We start from the raw sequence: 19,175 nt of genomic DNA on the forward strand, positions 1-19,175 counted from the left end.
ACAGCACAATCGTGGCGCTGACAGATGACATCACTGCGTTGACCCAGCCGGCCTACCCCGACGACTGGTCCGAGGTGGACACCCGCGCCGTCGACACCGTCCGCGTGCTCGCCGCCGACGCCGTCCAGAAATGCGGGAGCGGCCATCCCGGCACCGCCATGAGCCTTGCCCCGCTCGCCTACACCCTGTTCCAGCGAGTGATGCGGCACGATCCGGCCGACACCGCCTGGGTCGGACGCGACCGGTTCGTCCTCTCGTGCGGCCACTCCAGCCTGACCCTCTACATCCAGCTGTATCTCGGTGGATTCGGACTGGAGCTCGCAGACCTCGAGGCTCTGCGCACCTTCAAGTCCAAGACGCCCGGGCACCCCGAGTTCCGCCACACCCGCGGCGTCGAGATCACCACCGGTCCGCTCGGCCAGGGTCTGGCCTCCGCGGTCGGCATGGCGATGGCCGCGCGCCGCGAACGAGGCCTGTTCGACCCCGAGCCGGCCTGGGGCGACAGCCCCTTCGACCACTACATCTATGTGGTCGCATCCGACGGCGACATCGAGGAGGGGATCACCTCGGAGGCATCGTCGCTGGCCGGTACCCAGCAGTTGGGCAACCTGATCCTGTTCTACGACGACAACAAGATCTCCATCGAGCACGGGACGAGCATCGCGCTGTCGGAGGACACCGCCAAGCGTTATGAGGCCTACGGCTGGCACGTTCAGGTGGTGGAAGGCGGCGAGGATGTCGCCGCGATCGAAGCCGCTGTCGCCGAAGCCAAGTCGGTCACCGATCGCCCGTCGATCATCGTGCTGCGGACCATCATCGGCTATCCCGCGCCCACCAAGATGAACACGGGCGGGGTGCACGGCTCCGCGCTCGGTGACGACGAGGTCGCCGCGACCAAGAAGATCCTGGGCTTCGACCCGGACAAGACCTTCGAGGTCACCGACGAGGTGATCGGACACACCCGCAAGCTGGTCGACCGTGGACGCGAAGCACACCAGGCCTGGGAGTCCCAGTTCAACGACTGGGTCGCGCGCGAACCGGAACGCAAGGAACTCTTCGACCGCGTCAGCCAGGACAAGCTGCCGTCCGGCTGGGCCGACGTGCTGCCGAGCTGGGAGCCCGGCAAGTCGGTCGCGACGCGATCCGCCTCGGGCGACGTCCTGAGCGCGGTCGCACCCGTACTGCCCGAGCTGTGGGGCGGCTCGGCCGACCTGGCGGGCAGCAACAACACGACGATGAAGGGCGCGAAGTCCTTCGGCCCCACGTCGATCTCCAACGCCGACTGGGACGCCGAGCCGTACGGCCGCACGCTGCATTTCGGCATCCGCGAGCACGCCATGGGCGCGATTCTCTCCGGCATCGTGCTGCATGGCCCCACCCGGGCCTACGGCGGCACCTTCCTGCAGTTCAGCGACTACATGCGCCCCGCGGTGCGGCTGGCCTCGCTCATGGACATCGACCCGATCTATGTCTGGACGCACGACTCGATCGGCCTCGGTGAGGACGGCCCGACCCATCAGCCGATCGAGCACCTCGCAGCCCTGCGGGCGATCCCGAACCTGAGCGTGGTCCGTCCGGCCGATGCCAACGAGACCGCGTTCGCGTGGAAGACCGTGCTGGAGCGGTCGAGCAGCAGCGGTCCGGTCGGCCTGTGCCTGACCCGCCAGAAGATCCCGGTGCTCGACAACACGTCGGCGGCCGGAGTCGAGAAGGGCGGTTACGTCCTGGTGGAGGCCTCGACCCCGGTGCCCGACGTCATCCTGGTCGCCACGGGTTCCGAGGTGGAGATCGCCGTGGCCGCCGGCCAGAAGCTCGAAGCCCAGGGCATCGGCGCTCGCGTCGTCTCGATGCCGTGCGTCGAATGGTTCGAGAGCCAGGACCAGAACTACCGCGACCAGGTCCTGCCACCCACCGTGAAGGCCCGCGTCTCGATCGAGGCGGGCATCGCGATGCCGTGGCACAAGATCGTGGGCGGCTTCGGTGAGAGCGTTTCGCTCGAGCACTACGGGGAATCCGCCGACTACCAGACGCTGTACACCGAGTTCGGCATCACACCCGACGCCGCCGTCGCCGCCGCGCAGCGTTCGATCGCCAATGTGAAGGGATAGCAGAATGACGCAGAATCCGAAGCTCGCCGAACTCTCCGCCGCCGGGGTCTCGGTCTGGCTGGACGACCTGTCCCGCGACCTCATCGGCTCCGGCGATCTCGCCGGCCTGATGGCCGAGAAGTCGGTGGTCGGTGTCACCACCAACCCGTCGATCTTCCAGGCCGCGCTGTCCAAGGGCACGAGCTACGACGACCAGGTCAACGAGCTCGCCGCACGCGGAGCGGATGTCGACGCGACCATCCGAACGGTCACCACGGACGACGTACGCAACGCCTGCGACGTCCTCGCCCCGGCCTTCGAGGCCTCCGACGGCGTGGACGGCCGCGTGTCCATCGAGGTCGATCCCCGCCTCGCCCACGACACCGACGGCACCGTCGCGCAGGCCGTCGAACTGTGGAAGATCGTCGACCGACCCAACCTGCTGATCAAGATTCCCGCCACCAAGGCAGGACTCCCGGCGATCACCCGCACCCTCGCCGAGGGCATCAGCGTTAACGTCACCCTGATCTTCTCGGTGGAGCGCTACAAGGAGGTGATGGACGCCTACCTCGACGGCCTCGACGCCGCAGCCGAGGCCGGGCACGATCTGTCGACCATCCACTCGGTCGCCTCGTTCTTCGTGTCTCGCGTCGACACCGAGGTCGACAAGCGCCTCGACGCCATCGGCACCCCGGATGCCACCGAGCTGAAGGGCAAGGCGGCGTTGGCCAATGCGCGGCTGGCCTACCAGGCGTATCAGGAGATTTTCGAGGTCGAGTCCCGCTTCCCCGATCTCCTCGCGCAGGGTGCCCGTCCGCAACGGCCGCTGTGGGCGTCGACCGGTGTGAAGAACCCGGATTACCCCGACACTCTCTATGTCAGCGAGCTCGTCGCGCCGAACACGGTGAACACCATGCCGGGCAAGACCATGGACGCCTTCGCTGACCACGGGTGGGTCAACACGGGGTCGATCGTCGGCCTCGCCCCCGAGTCGCAGGAGGTCTTCGACAAGATCGCGGCACTCGGCATCGACTTCGTCGACGTCTTCAAGGTGCTCGAGGACGAAGGCGTGCAGAAGTTCGAGGACGCCTGGAACGAGCTGCTCGACGCCACCGCCGAACAGCTCTCGGCCGCGAAAGGCTGACCCGAGTGCCCCGCGGCGGTACCGACTGGAACAACCCGCTCCGCGACCCCCGGGACAAGCGGCTGCCACGGATCGCGGGTCCGTGCAGCCTGATCATCTTCGGCGTGACGGGTGACCTCGCGCGCAAGAAGTTGATGCCGGCGGTCTATGACCTCGCCAACCGTGGTCTACTCCCCCCGTCGTTCGCGCTCGTCGGCTTCGCGCGGCGCGACTGGGACGACGACGACTTCGCCAAGGTCGTCCACGACGCGGTACGCGACCACGCCCGCACCGGGTTCCGTGAGGAGGTGTGGGAACGTCTGGCCGAGGGCTTCCGGTTCGTGCAGGGCTCCTTCGACGACGACGCCGCCTTCGACCGGCTCAAGGAGACCCTCGACCGACTGGACAAGGAACGCGGCACCGACGGCAATCACGCCTTCTACCTGTCGATCCCGCCCAAGGCCTTCCCCACCGTCTGCGAACAGCTGCAGCGCAGCGGCCTCGCCACCGAGGAAGGTGACCAGTGGCGGCGCGTGGTCATCGAGAAGCCGTTCGGGCACGACCTGGAATCCGCCAAGGAACTCAACGCGATCGTCAACAGCGTCTTCCCCGAGTCGTCGGTGTTCCGCATCGATCACTACCTCGGCAAGGAGACGGTCCAGAACATCCTCGCGTTACGGTTCGCCAACCAACTGTTCGATCCGCTGTGGAGCTCGCACTACGTCGACCACGTGCAGATCACGATGGCCGAGGACATCGGGCTCGGTGGCCGCGCCGGTTATTACGACGGGATCGGCGCGGCGCGCGACGTCATCCAGAATCACCTTCTGCAATTGATGGCGCTGGTGGCGATGGAAGAGCCGATCTCGTTCGAGCCCAAGCAGTTACAGGACGAGAAGATCAAGGTGCTCGCGGCCACACGCAACATCGAGCCGTTGGACCAGAACACCGCCCGCGGGCAGTACGGGCCGGGTTGGCAGGGCAGCCAGCAGGTGCCGGGACTCCTCGACGAGGAGGGTTTCGCCAAGGACTCCACCACGGAGACGTTCGCCGCGATCGCACTGGAGGTCGACTCGCGTCGCTGGGCCGGGGTGCCGTTCTATCTGCGCACCGGCAAACGACTCGGGCGGCGCGTCACGGAGATCGCATTGGTGTTCAAACGCGCACCCCATTTGCCGTTCGATCAGACGATGACGGAGGAACTCTCGCAGAACGCGCTGGTCATCCGGGTGCAGCCGGACGAGGGCATCACGCTCAGATTCGGATCGAAGGTGCCCGCATCCAGCATGGAGGTCCGCGACGTCAACATGGACTTCAGCTACGGCACCGCCTTCACGGAGGCGTCGCCCGAGGCGTACGAACGCCTGATCCTCGACGTGCTGCTCGGTGAGCCGTCGCTGTTCCCGGTCAACGAAGAGGTCGAACTCTCGTGGAAGATCCTGGATCCGGTGATCGAGCACTGGGCGGAGTCCGGCCAGCCCGACAGCTACGAGTCGGGGACCTGGGGTCCGGCGTCCGCCGATGAGATGATGTCGCGTACCGGCCGCGATTGGCGACGTCCATGAGACTTCAGGCACGACAGGCAGACCAGACACGACAGGATGTCAGACGATGATCGTCGAGTTGCCCGACACCTCCACCAACACCGTCGCCAAGAAGATCGTCGAGGTCCGTGAATCCGGCGGAGCGATCAGCCTCGGTCGGGTACTCACGCTGGTCGTGTGTGCCGAGCAGGGCGAACCGACGGAGGGCGCGATCGAGGCGGCGATCGGCGCGAGCAGTGAGCACCCGAGCCGGGTGATCGTGGTCAGCCGTGGCGATCGGTCGGCTCCGTCGCGGCTGGATGCGCAGATCCGCGTCGGCGGCGATGCCGGGGCGTCGGAGGTCGTGTTGTTGTCGCTGCAGGGCGATCTCGCCGACCATCCCCGATCGGTCGTGATCCCGTTCCTGCTGCCCGACACGCCCGTCGTCACCTGGTGGCCGGGTGAGTCACCCGCGGACCCGGCGGCAGACCCGATGGGATCGCTGGGGCGCCGGCGCATCCTCGACGCGAACCGGTGCGCCAATCCGAAGACGGTGCTGGCGCGGCGGTTGGCGACGTACGCGCCCGGCGATTCCGACCTCGCATGGACGCAGATCACCCACTGGCGTGCGTTGCTGGCATCCGCGGTCGACCGGCCGCCGCACACCCCCATCACCGAGGTCCTGGTGACCGGCCCCAACGACTCCCCCGGCATCGACCTGCTCGCCGGATGGCTGAAGTCGGCGTTGTCGGTGCCCACACGCCGCTCGGTCGGCAGCTTCGAGGTGCGGTTGATGCGCGAGGACGGACCGACCGTGCTGTCGCTGGACATGAACAACAACGCGGTGCTGAGCATGCCCGGGAAGCCGGACGGACGCGTCGCGATGAGCCGCCGCGAACTGCCGCTGTTGCTGGCCGAGGAGTTGCGCCGACTCGACACCGACGACGTGTTCGCACAGGCGCTGCAAGGCGTGGTGGAAGTCGACTTCGAAGGGCAGGCGGTCGCCTGATGACACCCGAGACGCTCGTGTTCGACGACAAGGACGCGCTTGTCGAGACTGCGGCCAGCCGGTTCGTCGACCTGGTGACGCATGCGCAGGCCGACCACGGTGTGGCGAGCATCGTGCTGACCGGGGGCAGCAACGGGATCGCGATCCTGCGGCACCTCGCCTCCGACAGCGGTGACATCGACTGGTCGCGGGTCGAATTGTTCTGGGGCGACGACCGGTTCGTGCCGGCCGACGACCCGGAGCGCAACTACGGGCAGGCACGTGAGGCGCTGCTCGACAAGGTCCCGGTCGATCCGGCCCGAGTCCATCCGATGGCACCGTCCGACGGCGATTTCGGCGACGACATCGACGCAGCCGCCGCGGCGTATGCCGAAGCCCTCGCGCATATCGGCGCCGGACAGGTGCCACACTTCGACCTCCACCTGCTCGGTATGGGTGGCGAGGGGCACATCAACTCGCTCTTCCCACACACCGCGGCGACCGCGGAGTCCGAGAAAACGGTTGTGGCCGTGGAGGATTCGCCGAAACCACCGCCGCGGCGGATCACGTTGACGCTCCCCGTGGTCAACCGGAGCAAGGCGGTGTGGTTCCTGGTCGCCGGCGAAGACAAAGCCGAGGCGGTCGCCGCCGCCCACACCGGCGCCCACGCCGCCGATTGGCCCTGCGCCGGCGCACACGGCACCGACGAGACCGTGTGGTTCCTGGACCGCGGAGCGGCGTCACGCCTCGCTTGAATCAGCCGACGAATCGGTGGGCAGCGTTGCCGGACACGTCGGGTGCGACGTCTGGGCACAACGCGATCGAGTGGTCGTAGAACCGTTCGTCGAGCGGAAGGAACGGAATCGGCGGCTCGTCCGCGACGCCGCGAAGCCGATCGGCGAGGTCGCGCTCGATCTTCACGATGGTTGATTCGTCGACGTCGCGCGCACGGGTGACGAGGTGCGGCCGCAAGGCTTCCATGCCCGTGTACCAGAGCGTCCCGTGCAGCGTCGTCCACAGCACGTCCTCGATGTCGCCGCTGATACCCCGCGGACCCAGGCTGCCCGGCCGGTCACCGGCGGTGACGATGGTCAATGCGCGGCGTCCGACGAGTCCCCCGTCGCCGTACTTGCGGGCGCGACCCGTGGCGGGATCGATCACGTCGTAGGCGAAACCGCGGTCGAAGACGCGGTCGACCCAGCCCTTCATGATCGCGGGCATCCCGTACCACCAGAGCGGGAACTGCAGCACGACCAGGTCGGCATCGCACAGTTTCTGCTGCTCGGCCTCGACGTCGTCCCCGCCTTCCTCGCGCAGCACCGGATCCCACTGCATCGCATACAGGTCGGACTCGAGAACCTGCCAACCCTCGTCGCGAAGTACCTGCGCACCGAATCGATGCAGATGCCGGTTCAGCGAACTCGGATCCGGATGTGCGACCACCCACAAAGCCTTCATGGTGCGTGCAACGCCGCCACCGGTCGTGCGCATTCCGGGCGCGAGCGAGCGAGACCACTACCCAGTCGACGGGAAACGGTGCCCAGTCGACGACACATGGCGCCCTGTCGACGGAACGAGGCGACCTAACCCGAGTTGCGCAGCGCGGTGGCGAGTCCGTTCATCGTCAGCTGGATGCCGCGCCGGATGCGGGGTTCGTCGTCCCCGGCACGGAACCTCCGCAGCAACTCGATCTGCAACAGGTTGAGGGGCTCCAGGTACGGGAACCGGTTGTAGACCGAACGTTTGAGCGCCGCGTTGTCCGACAGCAGATCCTCGGTGCCGGTGATCTTGGAGTACATGTCGATGGTCCGCTCGTGTTCGTCGACGATCATGCCGAACACGGTGTCGCGAAGTTCCTCGTCCGGGACCAACTGCGCATACCGGTGCGCCAGCCCCATGTCCGACTTGGCCAGCACCTGCGCCATGTTCGACATCACCGTCCGGAAGAACGGCCACTTCTCGTAGTAGCGCCGCAACGTCTCGAGGCGCTGCTCGTCGCCGGCGACCCACTCCTCGAAGGCCGAACCGGTGCCGTACCAGCCGGGCAACATGACCCGGGACTGCGTCCACGACAACACCCACGGGATCGCACGCAGATCAGAGATCTTCTCGGTCTGCTTGCGTGACGCCGGACGGCTACCGATGTTGAGGGCGCCGATCTCCGACAACGGCGTCGACGTGGTGAAGTACTCGACGAACCCCGGTGTCTCGTGCACGAGTTTGCTGTAGGCCGACCGCGCCAGACCGGCGATCTCGTCCATGTTGCGGTACGCGTCCTCGGACTCGTCCCCGAGTCCTTCCACGTCCAGGAGCGACGATTCGATTGTCGCGGCCAGCAGGGTCTCCAGATTGCGTTGGGCCAGAACGGGTTCGGCGAACTTGGCCGCGATGATCTCACCCTGTTCGGTGAGCCGCAACGAACCCTGCACCGCGCCGGGCGGCTGAGCGAGGATCGCGTCGTAACTCGGTCCCCCGCCACGGCCGACGGTACCGCCGCGGCCGTGGAACAACCGCAACCGGATTCCGGCCTTCTTGGCCGCCTCGACCAGGTCCAGCTCACCGCGGTACAGCGCCCAGTTGGCCGCCATGTAGCCGCCGTCCTTGTTCGAGTCGGAGTAGCCGAGCATCACCTCTTGCATCCCGGCCTGACCATCGACCAGGTCGCGATACAGCGGGATGTCGAGCGCCGCCAGCAGCGTGGCCGCACCCTGCTGCAGATCCTCGATGGTCTCGAACAGCGGCACGATCCGGACCGAGCACACCAACTTGCCCGATGCGTCGATGTCGATCAGTCCCGCCTCCTTCAGCAGGATCATCGGTTCGAGCATGTCGCTCACCGATGTGCACATGCTGATGACGTAATTGGGCACCGCCTCGGGGCCGAACGTCCGTACCGCCGCGGCGGCCGCACGGACGATGCCGAGCTCCTTCGTCGCGAGCTCGCTCAGATCGGCATCCGGCCGGGTCAGTGGCCGCCGCGCGGTCAGCTCGCTGACCAAAATTTCCACCCGCTCGGCCTCACCGAGTGACGCGTAGTCGGGGTGCACGCCGGCCCACGCCAGCAGTTCACCGACGACCTCCTCGTGCATCTCCGAGTTCTGCCGCATGTCCAGCCCGGACAGATTGAACCCGAACGTGCGGACGGCTTCCCGGAGTCTCAGCAGCCGATCGTCGGCGATGATGTCGTCATGCGTGGACCTCAGGCCGGCATCGACAACGTCGAGGTCGGCCAGCAGGTCACCGGCGCCGGCGTACGGTTCCGCGCCGTCGATCATGAACAGATCGGAGGTCTTCATGACCTCTTCGCCGAACATCTCGGCGGCGGTCGCGACGAGGCGGGACCGGATCTTCCGCAGCGCGACGCGGAACGGTTCGTCGGCCGCGGGGTCGTCCCGGTCCACGGCCGCCAGGTCATAGACGGCGTCGTCCGGCGACATCAGGCGGGTCGACATGCTCAGCTCCTCGGCGAGCAACCTCAGCTCCGACAGGTGGTTGCCGATCGCCGTCCGGGCTGCGAGCGTTGTCGCCATCTCGACGATCTCGCCGGTGACGAACGGATTGCCGTCGCGGTCCCCGCCGATCCACGACCCCATCCGCAGCATGGGATCGTCCTTCAGTCCCGCGTCGGGGTAGGCGGAGCGCAGTGCAGCACGAACCCCGGTGTTGATCTTCGGCACCACCTCGAAGAACGAGGCGTCGTAATAGCGCAGACCGGAACGGATCTCGTCCTGGATGTTGAGCCGTTCCAGCCTGATCAGGGCGGTTTGCCAGAGGGTCAGGATCTGCCTGCGCAGACCTTCCATGACCTCGGCGTCCTCGGCGGGTGTCAGCTCGGTCCGGCTGCGGAAGCGCATCAGCTCGGTGATCCGATTCTGCGCTTCGAAAACGGTGCGGCGACGCGTCTCGGTGGGATGGGCGGTGATGACGGGCACGACGGTGGCATCGGCCAGCGCACGACCCACGTCAGCGTCGGTGAGACCGGCCTGCGCGAGCTTGGCGTACGTCGCCTCCAGCGTGCTGTCCTGCGGCGGATCGCCGGCGCGGACGTGCAAGGCACGGCGCCGCTCCCGATGGATGTCCTCGGCGAGGTTGGCGAGCAGGGCGAAGTTGCAGAATGCGCGGATCACCGGCATGGCGATCGAGAGGTCGAGGTCGACGAACATGTCTGCCAACGTCTCGCGGTCGATCTCGGCGCGTCGAATCCGAAAGGCCGCGATGCGTGCGTTCTCGACGAGGTCGAAGACCTCGGTGCCGGAGTGCTCACGGATCATGTCGCCGAGTAGGCCCCCCAGCAACCGGATGTCCTCGCGCAACGGTTCGGTCAGCGCCCGGCCCTCGTCATCGATGATGATGTGATCGGCGATCGTCATCGTGGGGCGCCACGCGGGCGCTCCGGCGGACCGATGCTGCTCAGACGAGTTCGATTCGCTCATGCGCTCAAGTATTCCGGTATTCGCAACCCCCGGCATCTCGGGGCGGGCCTGAACGTGAAACGGCGACCCTCACCTGCCGAGAGGCAGACGCGGGTCGCCGCAGACGAAGCAGACCGGTCGGTCGGGCGTCAGGAGAGTTTGATGTCGACGCCGATGCCGATGATGAAGATGAACCAGATGATGCCGACGAAGACGGTGAGGCGATCGAGATTGCGCTCGACCACGCTGGATCCCGACAGCGACGACTGGACACCGCCGCCGAACAGCGACGACAGACCGCCGCCCTTGCCGCGATGCAGCAGCACCAGCACCACCATCAGCAAACTGGTGATGACCAATCCGATGTCGAGTGCGAGCTTCACGTGTAGTCAGTCCTGTTCGGTCGGTGCAGACAAGTGTGGCAGGCTGCGCCGACGGCGTGGAGCCGTCCGGGCACAACCTGCCACAGTCTACGCGCCCTTCGACGGGGCTTAGGGAACGGGGCCGGCCATCCCGACCCCTGAGGAGGCCCGGAGCTTGCGGAGGGCCGTCACGAAGGGGGGTTCGTGACGCTCAGCTGGGAGCAGCAGTTACGGAAGCGGGCCGCCGGCAGCGATGGCCGACAGGCTCGCGAACTCGTCCGACTTGAGGGACGCCCCGCCGACGAGTGCGCCGTCGACGTCGGTCTGGCCGACGATCTCGCCCACGTTCTTGGCGTTCACCGAACCGCCGTAGAGCACCCGGACCGCATCCGCGGTCGCGGCGTCGGCGATCTCACCGAGTGTCTTGCGGATCGCGCCGCACACCTCCTGCGCGTCCTCGGCGCTGGCCACCCGACCGGTACCGATCGCCCATACCGGCTCGTAGGCGATCACGACCTTGCCGATCTCCTCGGCCGAGAGCCCTGCCAACGAGCCCTTCAACTGGGTGACGTTGTAGTCGACGTGCTCGCCGGCCTCTCGGATGTCGAGCCCTTCGCCGATGCACACGATCGGCGTCAGACCGTGCTTGAGCGCGGCTTTCGTCTTCGCGAGCACCACGTCGTCGGTCTCGGCGTGCATGGTCCGTCGCTCGGAATGGCCGACGACCACATAGGTGCAGCCGAGCTTCGCGAGGAACGCACCGCTGATCTCACCGGTGTATGCACCCGAATCCTGCGCGGACAGGTCCTGCGCCCCATAGGTGAGCAGCAGTTTGTCGCCGTCCACGACCGTCTGCACGCTACGGATGTCGGTGAACGGCGGGATCACCGTGACGTCGACCTTGTCGAAGTACTTCGCGGGCAGCGCGAACGCGATCTTCTGGACGAGCGCGATCGCCTCCAGATGATTCAGGTTCATCTTCCAGTTGCCCGCGATGAGCGGCTTGCGACTCGCCATCAGCTCTCCAACACCTTCAATCCGGGGAGTTCCTTGCCCTCCAGGTATTCCAGCGACGCCCCGCCGCCGGTCGATATGTGCGAGAAGTCCGAATCCGGCAGTCCGAGCGTCCGGACTGCTGCCGCGGAGTCGCCACCACCGACGACCGTGAACGATCCACCCTTGGTGGTCGCCGCGATCGCCTCGGCCACGCCCCGGGTGCCCGACGAGAACTTCTCGAACTCGAAGACACCGGACGGCCCGTTCCAGAACACGGTCTCCGCGCCGGACAGGACCGCGGCGAACCGCTTGACCGATTCGGGCCCGATGTCGAGCCCCATCCAGCCGTCCGGGATCTCCTCGACCGGCACCGTCTTCGCATCGGCATCGGCCGCGAACTTGTCGGCGACGACGACGTCGACCGGCAACCGGATGACGTCACCGAACTGCTCGAGCAACCCCTTGCAGACGTCGATCTGATCCTCCTGCAACAGCGAGGTTCCGACGGAATGCCCTTGCGCTGCAAGGAAGGTGAACGCCATGCCGCCGCCGATGACGAGGGTGTCGACCTTCGGTGCGAGCGCTTCGATGACGCCGAGCTTGTCCGACACCTTCGACCCGCCGAGCACGACGGCGTACGGCCGGGCGACCTCATGCGTCAGCTTCGACAGCACATCCACCTCGGCGGCCACGAGCTTGCCGGCGTAGTGCGGCAAGAGTTTCGCGACGTCGTACACCGATGCCTGCTTGCGATGCACCACACCGAAGCCGTCGGACACGAAGGCGCCGTCGTCGCCGACCAGCTCGACCAGCGCCTTGGCCAGTGCTTCCCGTTCGGTCTCGTCCTTGGAGGTCTCGCGCGGATCGAAGCGCACGTTCTCCAGCAGGAGGACATCACCGTCGGTCAGTCCTTCGGCGCGCGCCAGCGCATCCGAACCGACAACGTCACCGGCGAGCTGGACGTTGCGGCCGAGTTCGGCGCCGAGTCGTTCGGCCACCGGGGCCAGCGAGAACTTCGGATCCGGTTCGCCCTTCGGACGACCGAGATGCGCGGTGATGATGACCTTCGCACCGGCATCGACCAGCGCCGACAAGGTCGGCAGGGAGGCCAGGATGCGGCCCGGGTCGGTGATCGTGGTTCCGTCGAGCGGAACGTTGAAATCCGACCGGACCAGCACTCCCCGACCCGAAACGCCTTCTTCCAGAAGGTCTTTCAGTGTGGGTACGCCCATGGTGGCGTTGCTCCTAGTGGCTCGAGGGCGATTACAGCGACTTGCTGACGAGACCGGTCAGGTCGACGAGGCGGTTGGAGTAGCCCCACTCGTTGTCGTACCAGGAGACGGCCTTGACCTGGTTGCCGATGACCTTGGTGAGGCCGGCGTCGAAGAGCGATGAATGCGGATCGGTGACGATGTCGCTGGACACGATCGGCGCATCGTAGTACTTCAGGATGCCCTTGAGCGGCCCCTCGGCGGCAGCCTTCATGGCGGCGTTGACATCGTCGGCCGACGGCGCCTTCTCCAGGATCGCGGTGAGGTCGGTGACCGAGCCGGTCGGGATCGGGACACGCAGGGCGTAGCCGTCGAGCTTGCCGAGCAGTTCCGGCAACACGAGGCCGATGGCCTTCGCCGCACCGGTCGAGGTCGGGACCACGTTGAGCGCGGCGGCGCGGGCACGACGCAGATCCTTGTGCGGGCCGTCCTGCAGGTTCTGATCCTGGGTGTAGGCGTGCACGGTGGTCATCAGACCGGAGACGATGCCGAACTCGTCGTTGAGCACCTTGGCGAACGGGCCGAGGCAGTTCGTGGTGCACGACGCGTTGGAGATGATGTTCTGGCTGCCGTCGTACTTGTCGTCGTTGACGCCCATCACGATGGTGATGTCCTCGTTCTTGGCGGGCGCCGAGATGATGACCTTCTTGGCACCGGCGTCGAGGTGACCCTTGGCCTTGGTGCCGTCGGTGAAGATGCCGGTGGACTCAACCACGACATCGACGCCGAGATCGCCCCACGGGAGCGCCGACGGGCCTTCCTTGATGGCCATCGCCTTGATCTTCTTGTCGCCGACGACGATCGTGTCCTCGCCCTCGAGCGAGACATCATCGGAGAGCCGGCCCAGGATCGAGTCGAACTTGAGCAGATGGGCGAGCGTCGCGTTGTCGGTCAGGTCGTTGACCGCGACGATCTCGATGTCGGTGGTGCCCAATGCCTTCTGCGCTTCCACCGCGCGAAAGAAGTTGCGGCCGATCCGGCCGAATCCGTTAACGCCTACCCGAACAGTCACTGTGGTGCTCCTTACGGTATTCATCGTCGAGGCTTGCGGCCGGTACGCAGGACGATCACGTCAGTGAAGGTGATGCGCGACCCACTTCAGCCTAGTAGGACGGGCCAGACGCAGCATGCGAAGGGTCCGATTCGTTCACCTGTTGTTCCGGGTCGGCCTCACGCCTCGTCGAGCAAGTCCGAGGTGACAGCCGACTCGGTGTCCGGGATGCCCTCGGTGCGCGCCTTCTTGTCCGCCATCGAGAGCAGGCGCCGGATTCGTCCGGCGACCGCATCCTTCGTCATCGGCGGGTCGGCGAGCTGTCCCAGTTCCTCGAGGGAGGCCTGCCGGTGGGTGATCCGTAACTGGCCGGCGGCGATGAGGTGATCGGGCACGTCGTCACCGAGGATGTCCAGGGCGCGCTCGACACGTGCGGCCGCGGCCACCGCGGCGCGCGCCGACCGACGCAGGTTGGCATCGTCGAAATTGGCCAGACGGTTGGCCGTCGCCCGGACCTCGCGCCGCATCCTGCGCTCTTCCCAGACCAACCGCGTGTCGTTGGCGCCCATGCGGGTCAGCAGGGCACCGATCGCCTCACCGTCACGGATCACCACCCGGTCCGCTCCACGCACCTCACGCGCCTTGGCGGACACCCCGAGACGACGGGCGGCCCCGACGAGGGCCAGGGCGGCCTCCGGCCCGGGACAACTGACCTCGAGCGCCGACGAACGGCCCGGTTCGGTCAGCGAACCGTGGGCGAGAAACGCACCGCGCCAGGCGGCTTCCGCATCGGCGACACTCCCGCCGACGACCTGCGCGGGCAATCCGCGCACCGGGCGTCCGCGCAGGTCGAGCAAACCCGTCTGCCGGGCCAGACCCTCGCCGTCCTTGGTGACGCGCACGATGTAGCGCGCACCCTTCCGGATGCCCCCGCTGCGCAGGACGTGGACGTCGGAGTTGTAGCCGTAGAGGTCGAAGATCTCGCGTCGTAGCCGCCGGGCCACATTGCCCAGGTCGACCTCGGCCTCGACGACCACGCGGCCGGCCACGATGTGCAGTCCACCGGCGAAACGCAGCAGCGCCGACACCTCGGCCTTGCGGCAACTCACCTGGGTCACGGTCAGACGGGATAGCTCATCCTTCACCGCCGCGGTCATCGCCACCGGTCCCTGCCCTCCTGTCACGGTCCTCCTGTCGGGTCGCACAGTCCTACGGCCGGGAAGCCGGTACCGCCACTGGCTCGCCTCACCGCTCGCGAATCCCCCGGCACGGAGGCGTCACCCCCGCGATGGGAGTCGTGGCGTCGGCAACTGCGCCGCCCGGGCCGGTGTCACCGCGTCAGCGGTGGCTCCCGGCGATCAGGTGGGCGCGGTCGGATGCACACGACTCACTCACGATTCTTGCGCCCGGACAGCGTATCGACTCAATTCACCTTCGCACAGTTGGTTCACCAGGGTGGCGACTTTCTCGGGGTCGTGCACCTGCCGGCCGGGAACCGCGAGGTCACCGACATGCAGACGTGCGCCGAACAACTCAGCCGCCCGGATCAGGTGATCCCGCTCACGCCCCGCGGGAACAGACGCGGCATCCACCACGACGTCATCCACGCGGAGGACATCGGCGTGTGCGTGCAGCACGTGCAGATGTCGCTCGACCGAGAATCCTGTCGTCTCACCGGGTTCAGGGGCGAGGTTGACGAACAGCATCTTGCGGGCCGAGGTGTCGCGCAGCGCGGTGAGCTGCTCGGGTACGAGCACGTGTGGGATCACACTGGAGAACCAGGAACCGGGTCCCAACACGACCAGGTCGGCCGACCTGATCGACTCGAGGGCTTCCGGACAGGCCGGCGGGTCGGTCGGCAGCAAGCGGACCCGACGCACTTTTCCGGGGGTGGTCGCGACCGCCACCTGGCCGCGGATACACCGGCTGATCCGCGGGTCGCTCTCCAGCCCGGACACGTCAGCCTCGATGTCGAGCGGCACCGCCGACATCGGGAGGACGCGTCCGTCGATGTCGAAGACGGCGACGAGTTCGTCGAGTGCCGCAACCGGGTTGCCGGTGACCTCCGTCAGCCCGGCCAGCAGCAGGTTGCCGATGGGGTGGCCGGCGAGAGCGCCGCGACCACCGAACCGGTGCTGAAACGTCGTGGTCCACAGCTCGTGCGCGGACCGACCGAGGGGGGTCGGCCCGTCCGATCGCTCCTCCAGGGCGGCCGGTGCGGACATCAACGCGGAGAGCGCCATCCGGAGATCTCCCGGCGGGATGACGCCGAGTTCGGCGCGCAGCCGACCCGAGGAGCCGCCGTCGTCGGCCACGGTCACCACCGCGGTGACGTCCCGACTCAGGTACCGCATCGCGGTGAGCGTGGCGTAGAGGCCGTGCCCGCCACCGAGCGCCGTGATCCGCATCTGCCGGTCTGCGGTGCCGTCGGTGCCCGTCACTCGCGCCCCAGGTCTCGATGGATCACCCGGACATCGAAGCGCGGCGCGCCACGTTCGTCGAGCATCTCCCCCAGTCGTCGGCCGATCTCCTCCGAGATCGCCACGCTGCGATGCTTGCCGCCGGTGCAGCCGATGCTGATCGTCATGTACCGCTTGCCTTCTCGGAGGTAGCCCGGTGCAACCACCTCCGCCATGCCGAGTTGGAGGTCCACGAACCGGGCCGCACCATCCTGCCCGAGTACATAGTCGCGGACGTCGTCGTCGCGACCATTGTGCGCCCGCAACTCGGGTATCCAGTAGGGATTGGGCAGAAACCGCGCGTCGGCGACGTAATCGGAGTCGATCGGCAGACCGTACTTGAAGCCGAACGACTGGACCGCGACGCTGAGGCGGTTGTCGGTGTCGTGCGGGTACACCCCCTCGACGACCTCACGGAGTTTCGCGGCGGTCAACGCCGAGGTCTCCACGACGAGGTCGGCCGAGTTCTTGATCGGCGCCAGGATCACCCGTTCGCGGGCGATGCCGTCGACCAGCGTCTCGCGACCTTGCAACGGGTGGCGCCGGCGAACCTGTTCGAACCGGCGGACGAGGACGTGATCGCTGGCGTCGAGGAAGAGCAGTTTGGTGCGGGCACCGGCCGCCTCCAACGACTTCCGCAGATCGTCGAGTTGCCCACCGATTCCGTCGTCGGACGCGCGCAGTACCATCGCGAGCCGTGCGACGGCGGGATCACTCTCCCGCACCGTCCGCACCATCGTCGCGATGAGCGACGGCGGCACGTTGTCGGCGACATACCAGCCGTCGTCCTCGAGGACGTTGGCCGCGGTGGAACGACCGGCACCGGACATGCCGGCGACGAACAGGACGGTGTAGTCCGGTGGCGACCCGGCGATGTCGGTGGTCGTGCCCTCCGTATCGGGTTGGTCGGTCACCGGTCCTCTCCTCCACTCGGGGCCTGCGTCGGAACGGGTATCTGTTGCGCGTCGGTGCGCTCGGGTTCTGTGGGCGCGGCGTCGCTGCGCTCGGGAGATGCGTCGTCGGCGAGCGCCGCGGCGACCGCCCGCGCGGTGGCCATGCCGATCCCGGGCACACCCGAGATGTCGTCGAGCGTCGCCTCCCGCAGGCGGGCCACCGATCCGAAGTGTGTGACGAGTGCGGTCCGCCGGGTGCGGCCGAGACCGGGGACCCCGTCGAGCACCGACTCGGTCATCCGTTTGCTGCGCTTGCTGCGGTGGAAGGTGATGGCGAACCGATGGGCCTCGTCGCGTACGCGCTGCAGGAGGAACAACGCCTCGCTGGTCCGGGGCAGGATCACCGGTTCATCATCGCCCGGAATCCACACCTCTTCCAGTCGTTTGGCCAGGCCGACGACCGAAACATCGGTGACGCCCAGCTCGTCGAGAACCGATGCTGCCGCATGCACCTGGGGCGCACCACCGTCGACGACGAAAAGGTTTGGCGGGTAAGCGAATTTACGCGTGCGACCGGTGTCCGGGTCGATCGCGGACTCGGTGGTGATCTCCTGGTCCTGCCGATGCCGCAGGAACCGACGTCGGGTGACCTCCGCGATCGAGGCGACATCGTCGGACCGTCCATCGCCGGCGGCCTGACGGATGGAATAGTGCCGGTAGTCGGACTTGCGCGGCAGTCCGTCTTCGAACACGACCAGTGACGCGACCACGTCGGTGCCCTGCACGTGCGAGATGTCGATGCACTCGATCCGCAGCGGCGCCTGATCGAGGCCGAGCCCCTCCTGCAGTTCGGTGAGCGCAGCCGAGCGGGTGGTGAGATCCCCGGCGCGGCGCAGCTTGTGCTGCGCCAACGCTTCCGAGGCATTGCGGGTCACCGTGTCGAACAGTGCCTTCTTGTCCCCGCGCTGTGGCACCCGGATGGCCACCCGAGAACCGCGCAGATCCGACAACCACTGCTGCAACTCCGCATGGTCGTCCGGCAGATCGGGGACGAGGAGCTCACGCGGGACCGAATCACCTCGGGCCCGGTCGTCGCCGATCTCCACCGACGCGTCGAGATCCACTTGCGCACCGTAGAACTGGGTGACGAACTGACTCACCTGTTCGCCGACCGAGTCGTCGTCGGAGCGCTCGACCACCCAGCCCCGCTGTCCGCGGACACGGCCGCCACGGACGTGGAACACCTGGACGGACACCTCGAGTTCGTCGCCGACCATGCCGACGACGTCGGCGTCGGTTCCGTCGCCGAGGACCACCGCCTGCTTCTCCATCGCCCGGCGCATGGCGCCCACGTCATCACGCAGACGCGCCGCCCGCTCGAAGTCGAGTTCCTCCGCAGCAGAAGCCATCTCGCGCTCAAGCCGACGAATCATCTGATCGGTCCGGCCGGCCAGGAAATCGCAGAAGTCGTCGACGATCTCCCGATGCTGCTCGGCGGTGACGCGACCGACGCACGGCGCCGCACACTTGTCGATGTAGCCCAGCAGGCACGGCCGGTCGATCTGCCGGTGACGTTTGAAGACGCCGGTCGAACAGGTACGTGCCGGGAACACCCGGGTCAGCAGATCGACCGTCTCCCGTATCGCCCAGGCATGGGAATAGGGGCCGAAGTACCGCACCCCGCGTCGTCGCGGTCCGCGGTAGACGAACAGTCGCGGGTACTCCTCGTTGAGCGTCACGGCGAGGACCGGGTAACTCTTGTCGTCGCGGTAGCGGACGTTGAACCGCGGGTCGAATTCCTTGATCCAGTTGTACTCGAGCTGGAGCGCCTCGACCTCGGTCCCGACGACCGTCCACTCGACCGCGGCGGCGGTGGTGACCATCTGCCGGGTGCGTGGATGCAACCCGGCCAGATCTGCGAAGTACGAGGTCAGGCGTGACCGGAGATTCTTGGCCTTGCCGACGTAGATGACGCGACCGTGGGCGTCGCGGAACTTGTAGACGCCTGGCTCGGTCGGGATCGTGCCCGGGGCGGGACGATACGTTGTCGGGTCTGCCACGCAGTCCAGG

General features: G+C 67.1%; 15 protein-coding genes. 5 read left to right on the forward strand and 10 right to left on the reverse strand.

Going from position 1 to position 19,175, the window contains the following annotated elements; genetic code table 11:
• Window positions 1–11 precede the first annotated feature (11 nt).
• From tkt to pgl, 5 genes are read left to right on the forward strand one after another with little or no spacing between them, the layout of a single operon-like run.
• Window positions 12–2,108 carry a transketolase gene (gene tkt, locus VZC37_RS08690; protein WP_330432067.1) on the forward strand — a complete coding sequence of 699 codons (2,097 nt, stop codon included), beginning with the start codon at window positions 12–14 and terminating at the stop codon, window positions 2,106–2,108.
• A gap of 4 nt (window positions 2,109–2,112) precedes the next feature.
• Window positions 2,113–3,231 carry a transaldolase gene (tal, locus tag VZC37_RS08695; protein WP_330432068.1) on the forward strand — a complete coding sequence of 373 codons (1,119 nt, stop codon included), beginning with the start codon at window positions 2,113–2,115 and terminating at the stop codon, window positions 3,229–3,231.
• Between the two features lie 5 nt (window positions 3,232–3,236).
• Window positions 3,237–4,775 carry a glucose-6-phosphate dehydrogenase gene (gene zwf, locus VZC37_RS08700; RefSeq protein WP_330432069.1) on the forward strand — a complete coding sequence of 513 codons (1,539 nt, stop codon included), beginning with the start codon at window positions 3,237–3,239 and terminating at the stop codon, window positions 4,773–4,775.
• Window positions 4,776–4,821: 46 nt separating this feature from the next.
• Window positions 4,822–5,742, forward strand: coding sequence for a glucose-6-phosphate dehydrogenase assembly protein OpcA (locus tag VZC37_RS08705; RefSeq protein WP_330432070.1), 921 nt, complete (start codon window positions 4,822–4,824; stop codon window positions 5,740–5,742).
• Complete coding sequence (gene pgl / locus VZC37_RS08710) at window positions 5,742–6,476, forward strand: 6-phosphogluconolactonase (RefSeq protein ID WP_330432071.1); 735 nt, start codon at window positions 5,742–5,744, stop codon at window positions 6,474–6,476. Before VZC37_RS08705 ends, pgl begins: the two co-directional genes overlap by 1 nt.
• Window position 6,477: 1 nt before the next feature.
• Here pgl and VZC37_RS08715 read toward each other — a convergent pair whose 3' ends face one another.
• From VZC37_RS08715 to uvrC, 10 genes are all read right to left on the reverse strand, one after another.
• Window positions 6,478–7,212 carry an NAD(P)H-dependent oxidoreductase gene (locus VZC37_RS08715; RefSeq protein ID WP_330432072.1) on the reverse strand — a complete coding sequence of 245 codons (735 nt, stop codon included), beginning with the start codon at window positions 7,210–7,212 and terminating at the stop codon, window positions 6,478–6,480.
• 92 nt (window positions 7,213–7,304) lie between these two features.
• Window positions 7,305–10,154 (reverse strand): phosphoenolpyruvate carboxylase, encoded by a 2,850-nt coding sequence (ppc, locus tag VZC37_RS08720; RefSeq protein WP_330432073.1) that lies wholly within the window; start codon window positions 10,152–10,154, stop codon window positions 7,305–7,307.
• 128 nt (window positions 10,155–10,282) lie between these two features.
• Entirely contained in the window at window positions 10,283–10,516 is a 234-nt protein-coding gene (gene secG / locus VZC37_RS08725; RefSeq protein WP_330432074.1) for a preprotein translocase subunit SecG, read from the reverse strand.
• A gap of 207 nt (window positions 10,517–10,723) precedes the next feature.
• On the reverse strand, window positions 10,724–11,512 hold the full coding sequence (tpiA, locus tag VZC37_RS08730) for a triose-phosphate isomerase (RefSeq protein ID WP_330432075.1): 789 nt from the start codon (window positions 11,510–11,512) through the stop codon (window positions 10,724–10,726).
• Complete coding sequence (locus VZC37_RS08735) at window positions 11,512–12,723, reverse strand: phosphoglycerate kinase (RefSeq protein WP_330432076.1); 1,212 nt, start codon at window positions 12,721–12,723, stop codon at window positions 11,512–11,514. The genes tpiA and VZC37_RS08735 overlap by 1 nt, the downstream gene beginning before the upstream one ends.
• A 31-nt stretch (window positions 12,724–12,754) precedes the next feature.
• Window positions 12,755–13,774, reverse strand: coding sequence for a type I glyceraldehyde-3-phosphate dehydrogenase (gap, locus tag VZC37_RS08740; protein ID WP_330432077.1), 1,020 nt, complete (start codon window positions 13,772–13,774; stop codon window positions 12,755–12,757).
• Window positions 13,775–13,932: 158 nt separating this feature from the next.
• On the reverse strand, window positions 13,933–14,910 hold the full coding sequence (gene whiA, locus VZC37_RS08745) for a DNA-binding protein WhiA (RefSeq protein WP_330432494.1): 978 nt from the start codon (window positions 14,908–14,910) through the stop codon (window positions 13,933–13,935).
• A gap of 234 nt (window positions 14,911–15,144) precedes the next feature.
• Window positions 15,145–16,161, reverse strand: a complete 1,017-nt coding sequence (locus VZC37_RS08750) for a gluconeogenesis factor YvcK family protein (RefSeq protein ID WP_330432495.1) — start codon at window positions 16,159–16,161, stop codon at window positions 15,145–15,147.
• Between the two features lie 29 nt (window positions 16,162–16,190).
• Window positions 16,191–17,042: an RNase adapter RapZ gene (gene rapZ / locus VZC37_RS08755; RefSeq protein ID WP_431309384.1), complete on the reverse strand. Its 852-nt coding sequence runs from the start codon at window positions 17,040–17,042 to the stop codon at window positions 16,191–16,193.
• An 80-nt stretch (window positions 17,043–17,122) separates the two neighbouring features.
• Complete coding sequence (gene uvrC / locus VZC37_RS08760) at window positions 17,123–19,165, reverse strand: excinuclease ABC subunit UvrC (protein ID WP_330432078.1); 2,043 nt, start codon at window positions 19,163–19,165, stop codon at window positions 17,123–17,125.
• Window positions 19,166–19,175 lie beyond the last annotated feature (10 nt).

Origin of the sequence: Gordonia sesuvii (assembly GCF_036350415.1) — a bacterium.
Classification (GTDB): Bacteria; Actinomycetota; Actinomycetes; order Mycobacteriales; family Mycobacteriaceae; genus Gordonia; species Gordonia sesuvii.

Bases quoted from the DNA above. Each gene is read 5' to 3' on its own strand.
- ppc (WP_330432073.1), bottom strand. From the start codon at position 10,154: ATGAGCGAATCGAACTCGTCTGAGCAGCATCGGTCCGCCGGAGCGCCC.
- VZC37_RS08735 (WP_330432076.1), bottom strand. From the start codon at position 12,723: ATGGGCGTACCCACACTGAAAGACCTTCTGGAAGAAGGCGTTTCGGGT.
- rapZ (WP_431309384.1), bottom strand. From the start codon at position 17,042: ATGTCCGGTGCCGGTCGTTCCACCGCGGCCAACGTCCTCGAGGACGAC.
- VZC37_RS08715 (WP_330432072.1), bottom strand. From the start codon at position 7,212: ATGCGCACGACCGGTGGCGGCGTTGCACGCACCATGAAGGCTTTGTGG.
- tal (WP_330432068.1), top strand. From the start codon at position 2,113: ATGACGCAGAATCCGAAGCTCGCCGAACTCTCCGCCGCCGGGGTCTCG.
- VZC37_RS08705 (WP_330432070.1), top strand. From the start codon at position 4,822: ATGATCGTCGAGTTGCCCGACACCTCCACCAACACCGTCGCCAAGAAG.
- VZC37_RS08750 (WP_330432495.1), bottom strand. From the start codon at position 16,161: ATGCGGATCACGGCGCTCGGTGGCGGGCACGGCCTCTACGCCACGCTC.
- whiA (WP_330432494.1), bottom strand. From the start codon at position 14,910: ATGACCGCGGCGGTGAAGGATGAGCTATCCCGTCTGACCGTGACCCAG.
- pgl (WP_330432071.1), top strand. From the start codon at position 5,742: ATGACACCCGAGACGCTCGTGTTCGACGACAAGGACGCGCTTGTCGAG.
- tpiA (WP_330432075.1), bottom strand. From the start codon at position 11,512: ATGGCGAGTCGCAAGCCGCTCATCGCGGGCAACTGGAAGATGAACCTG.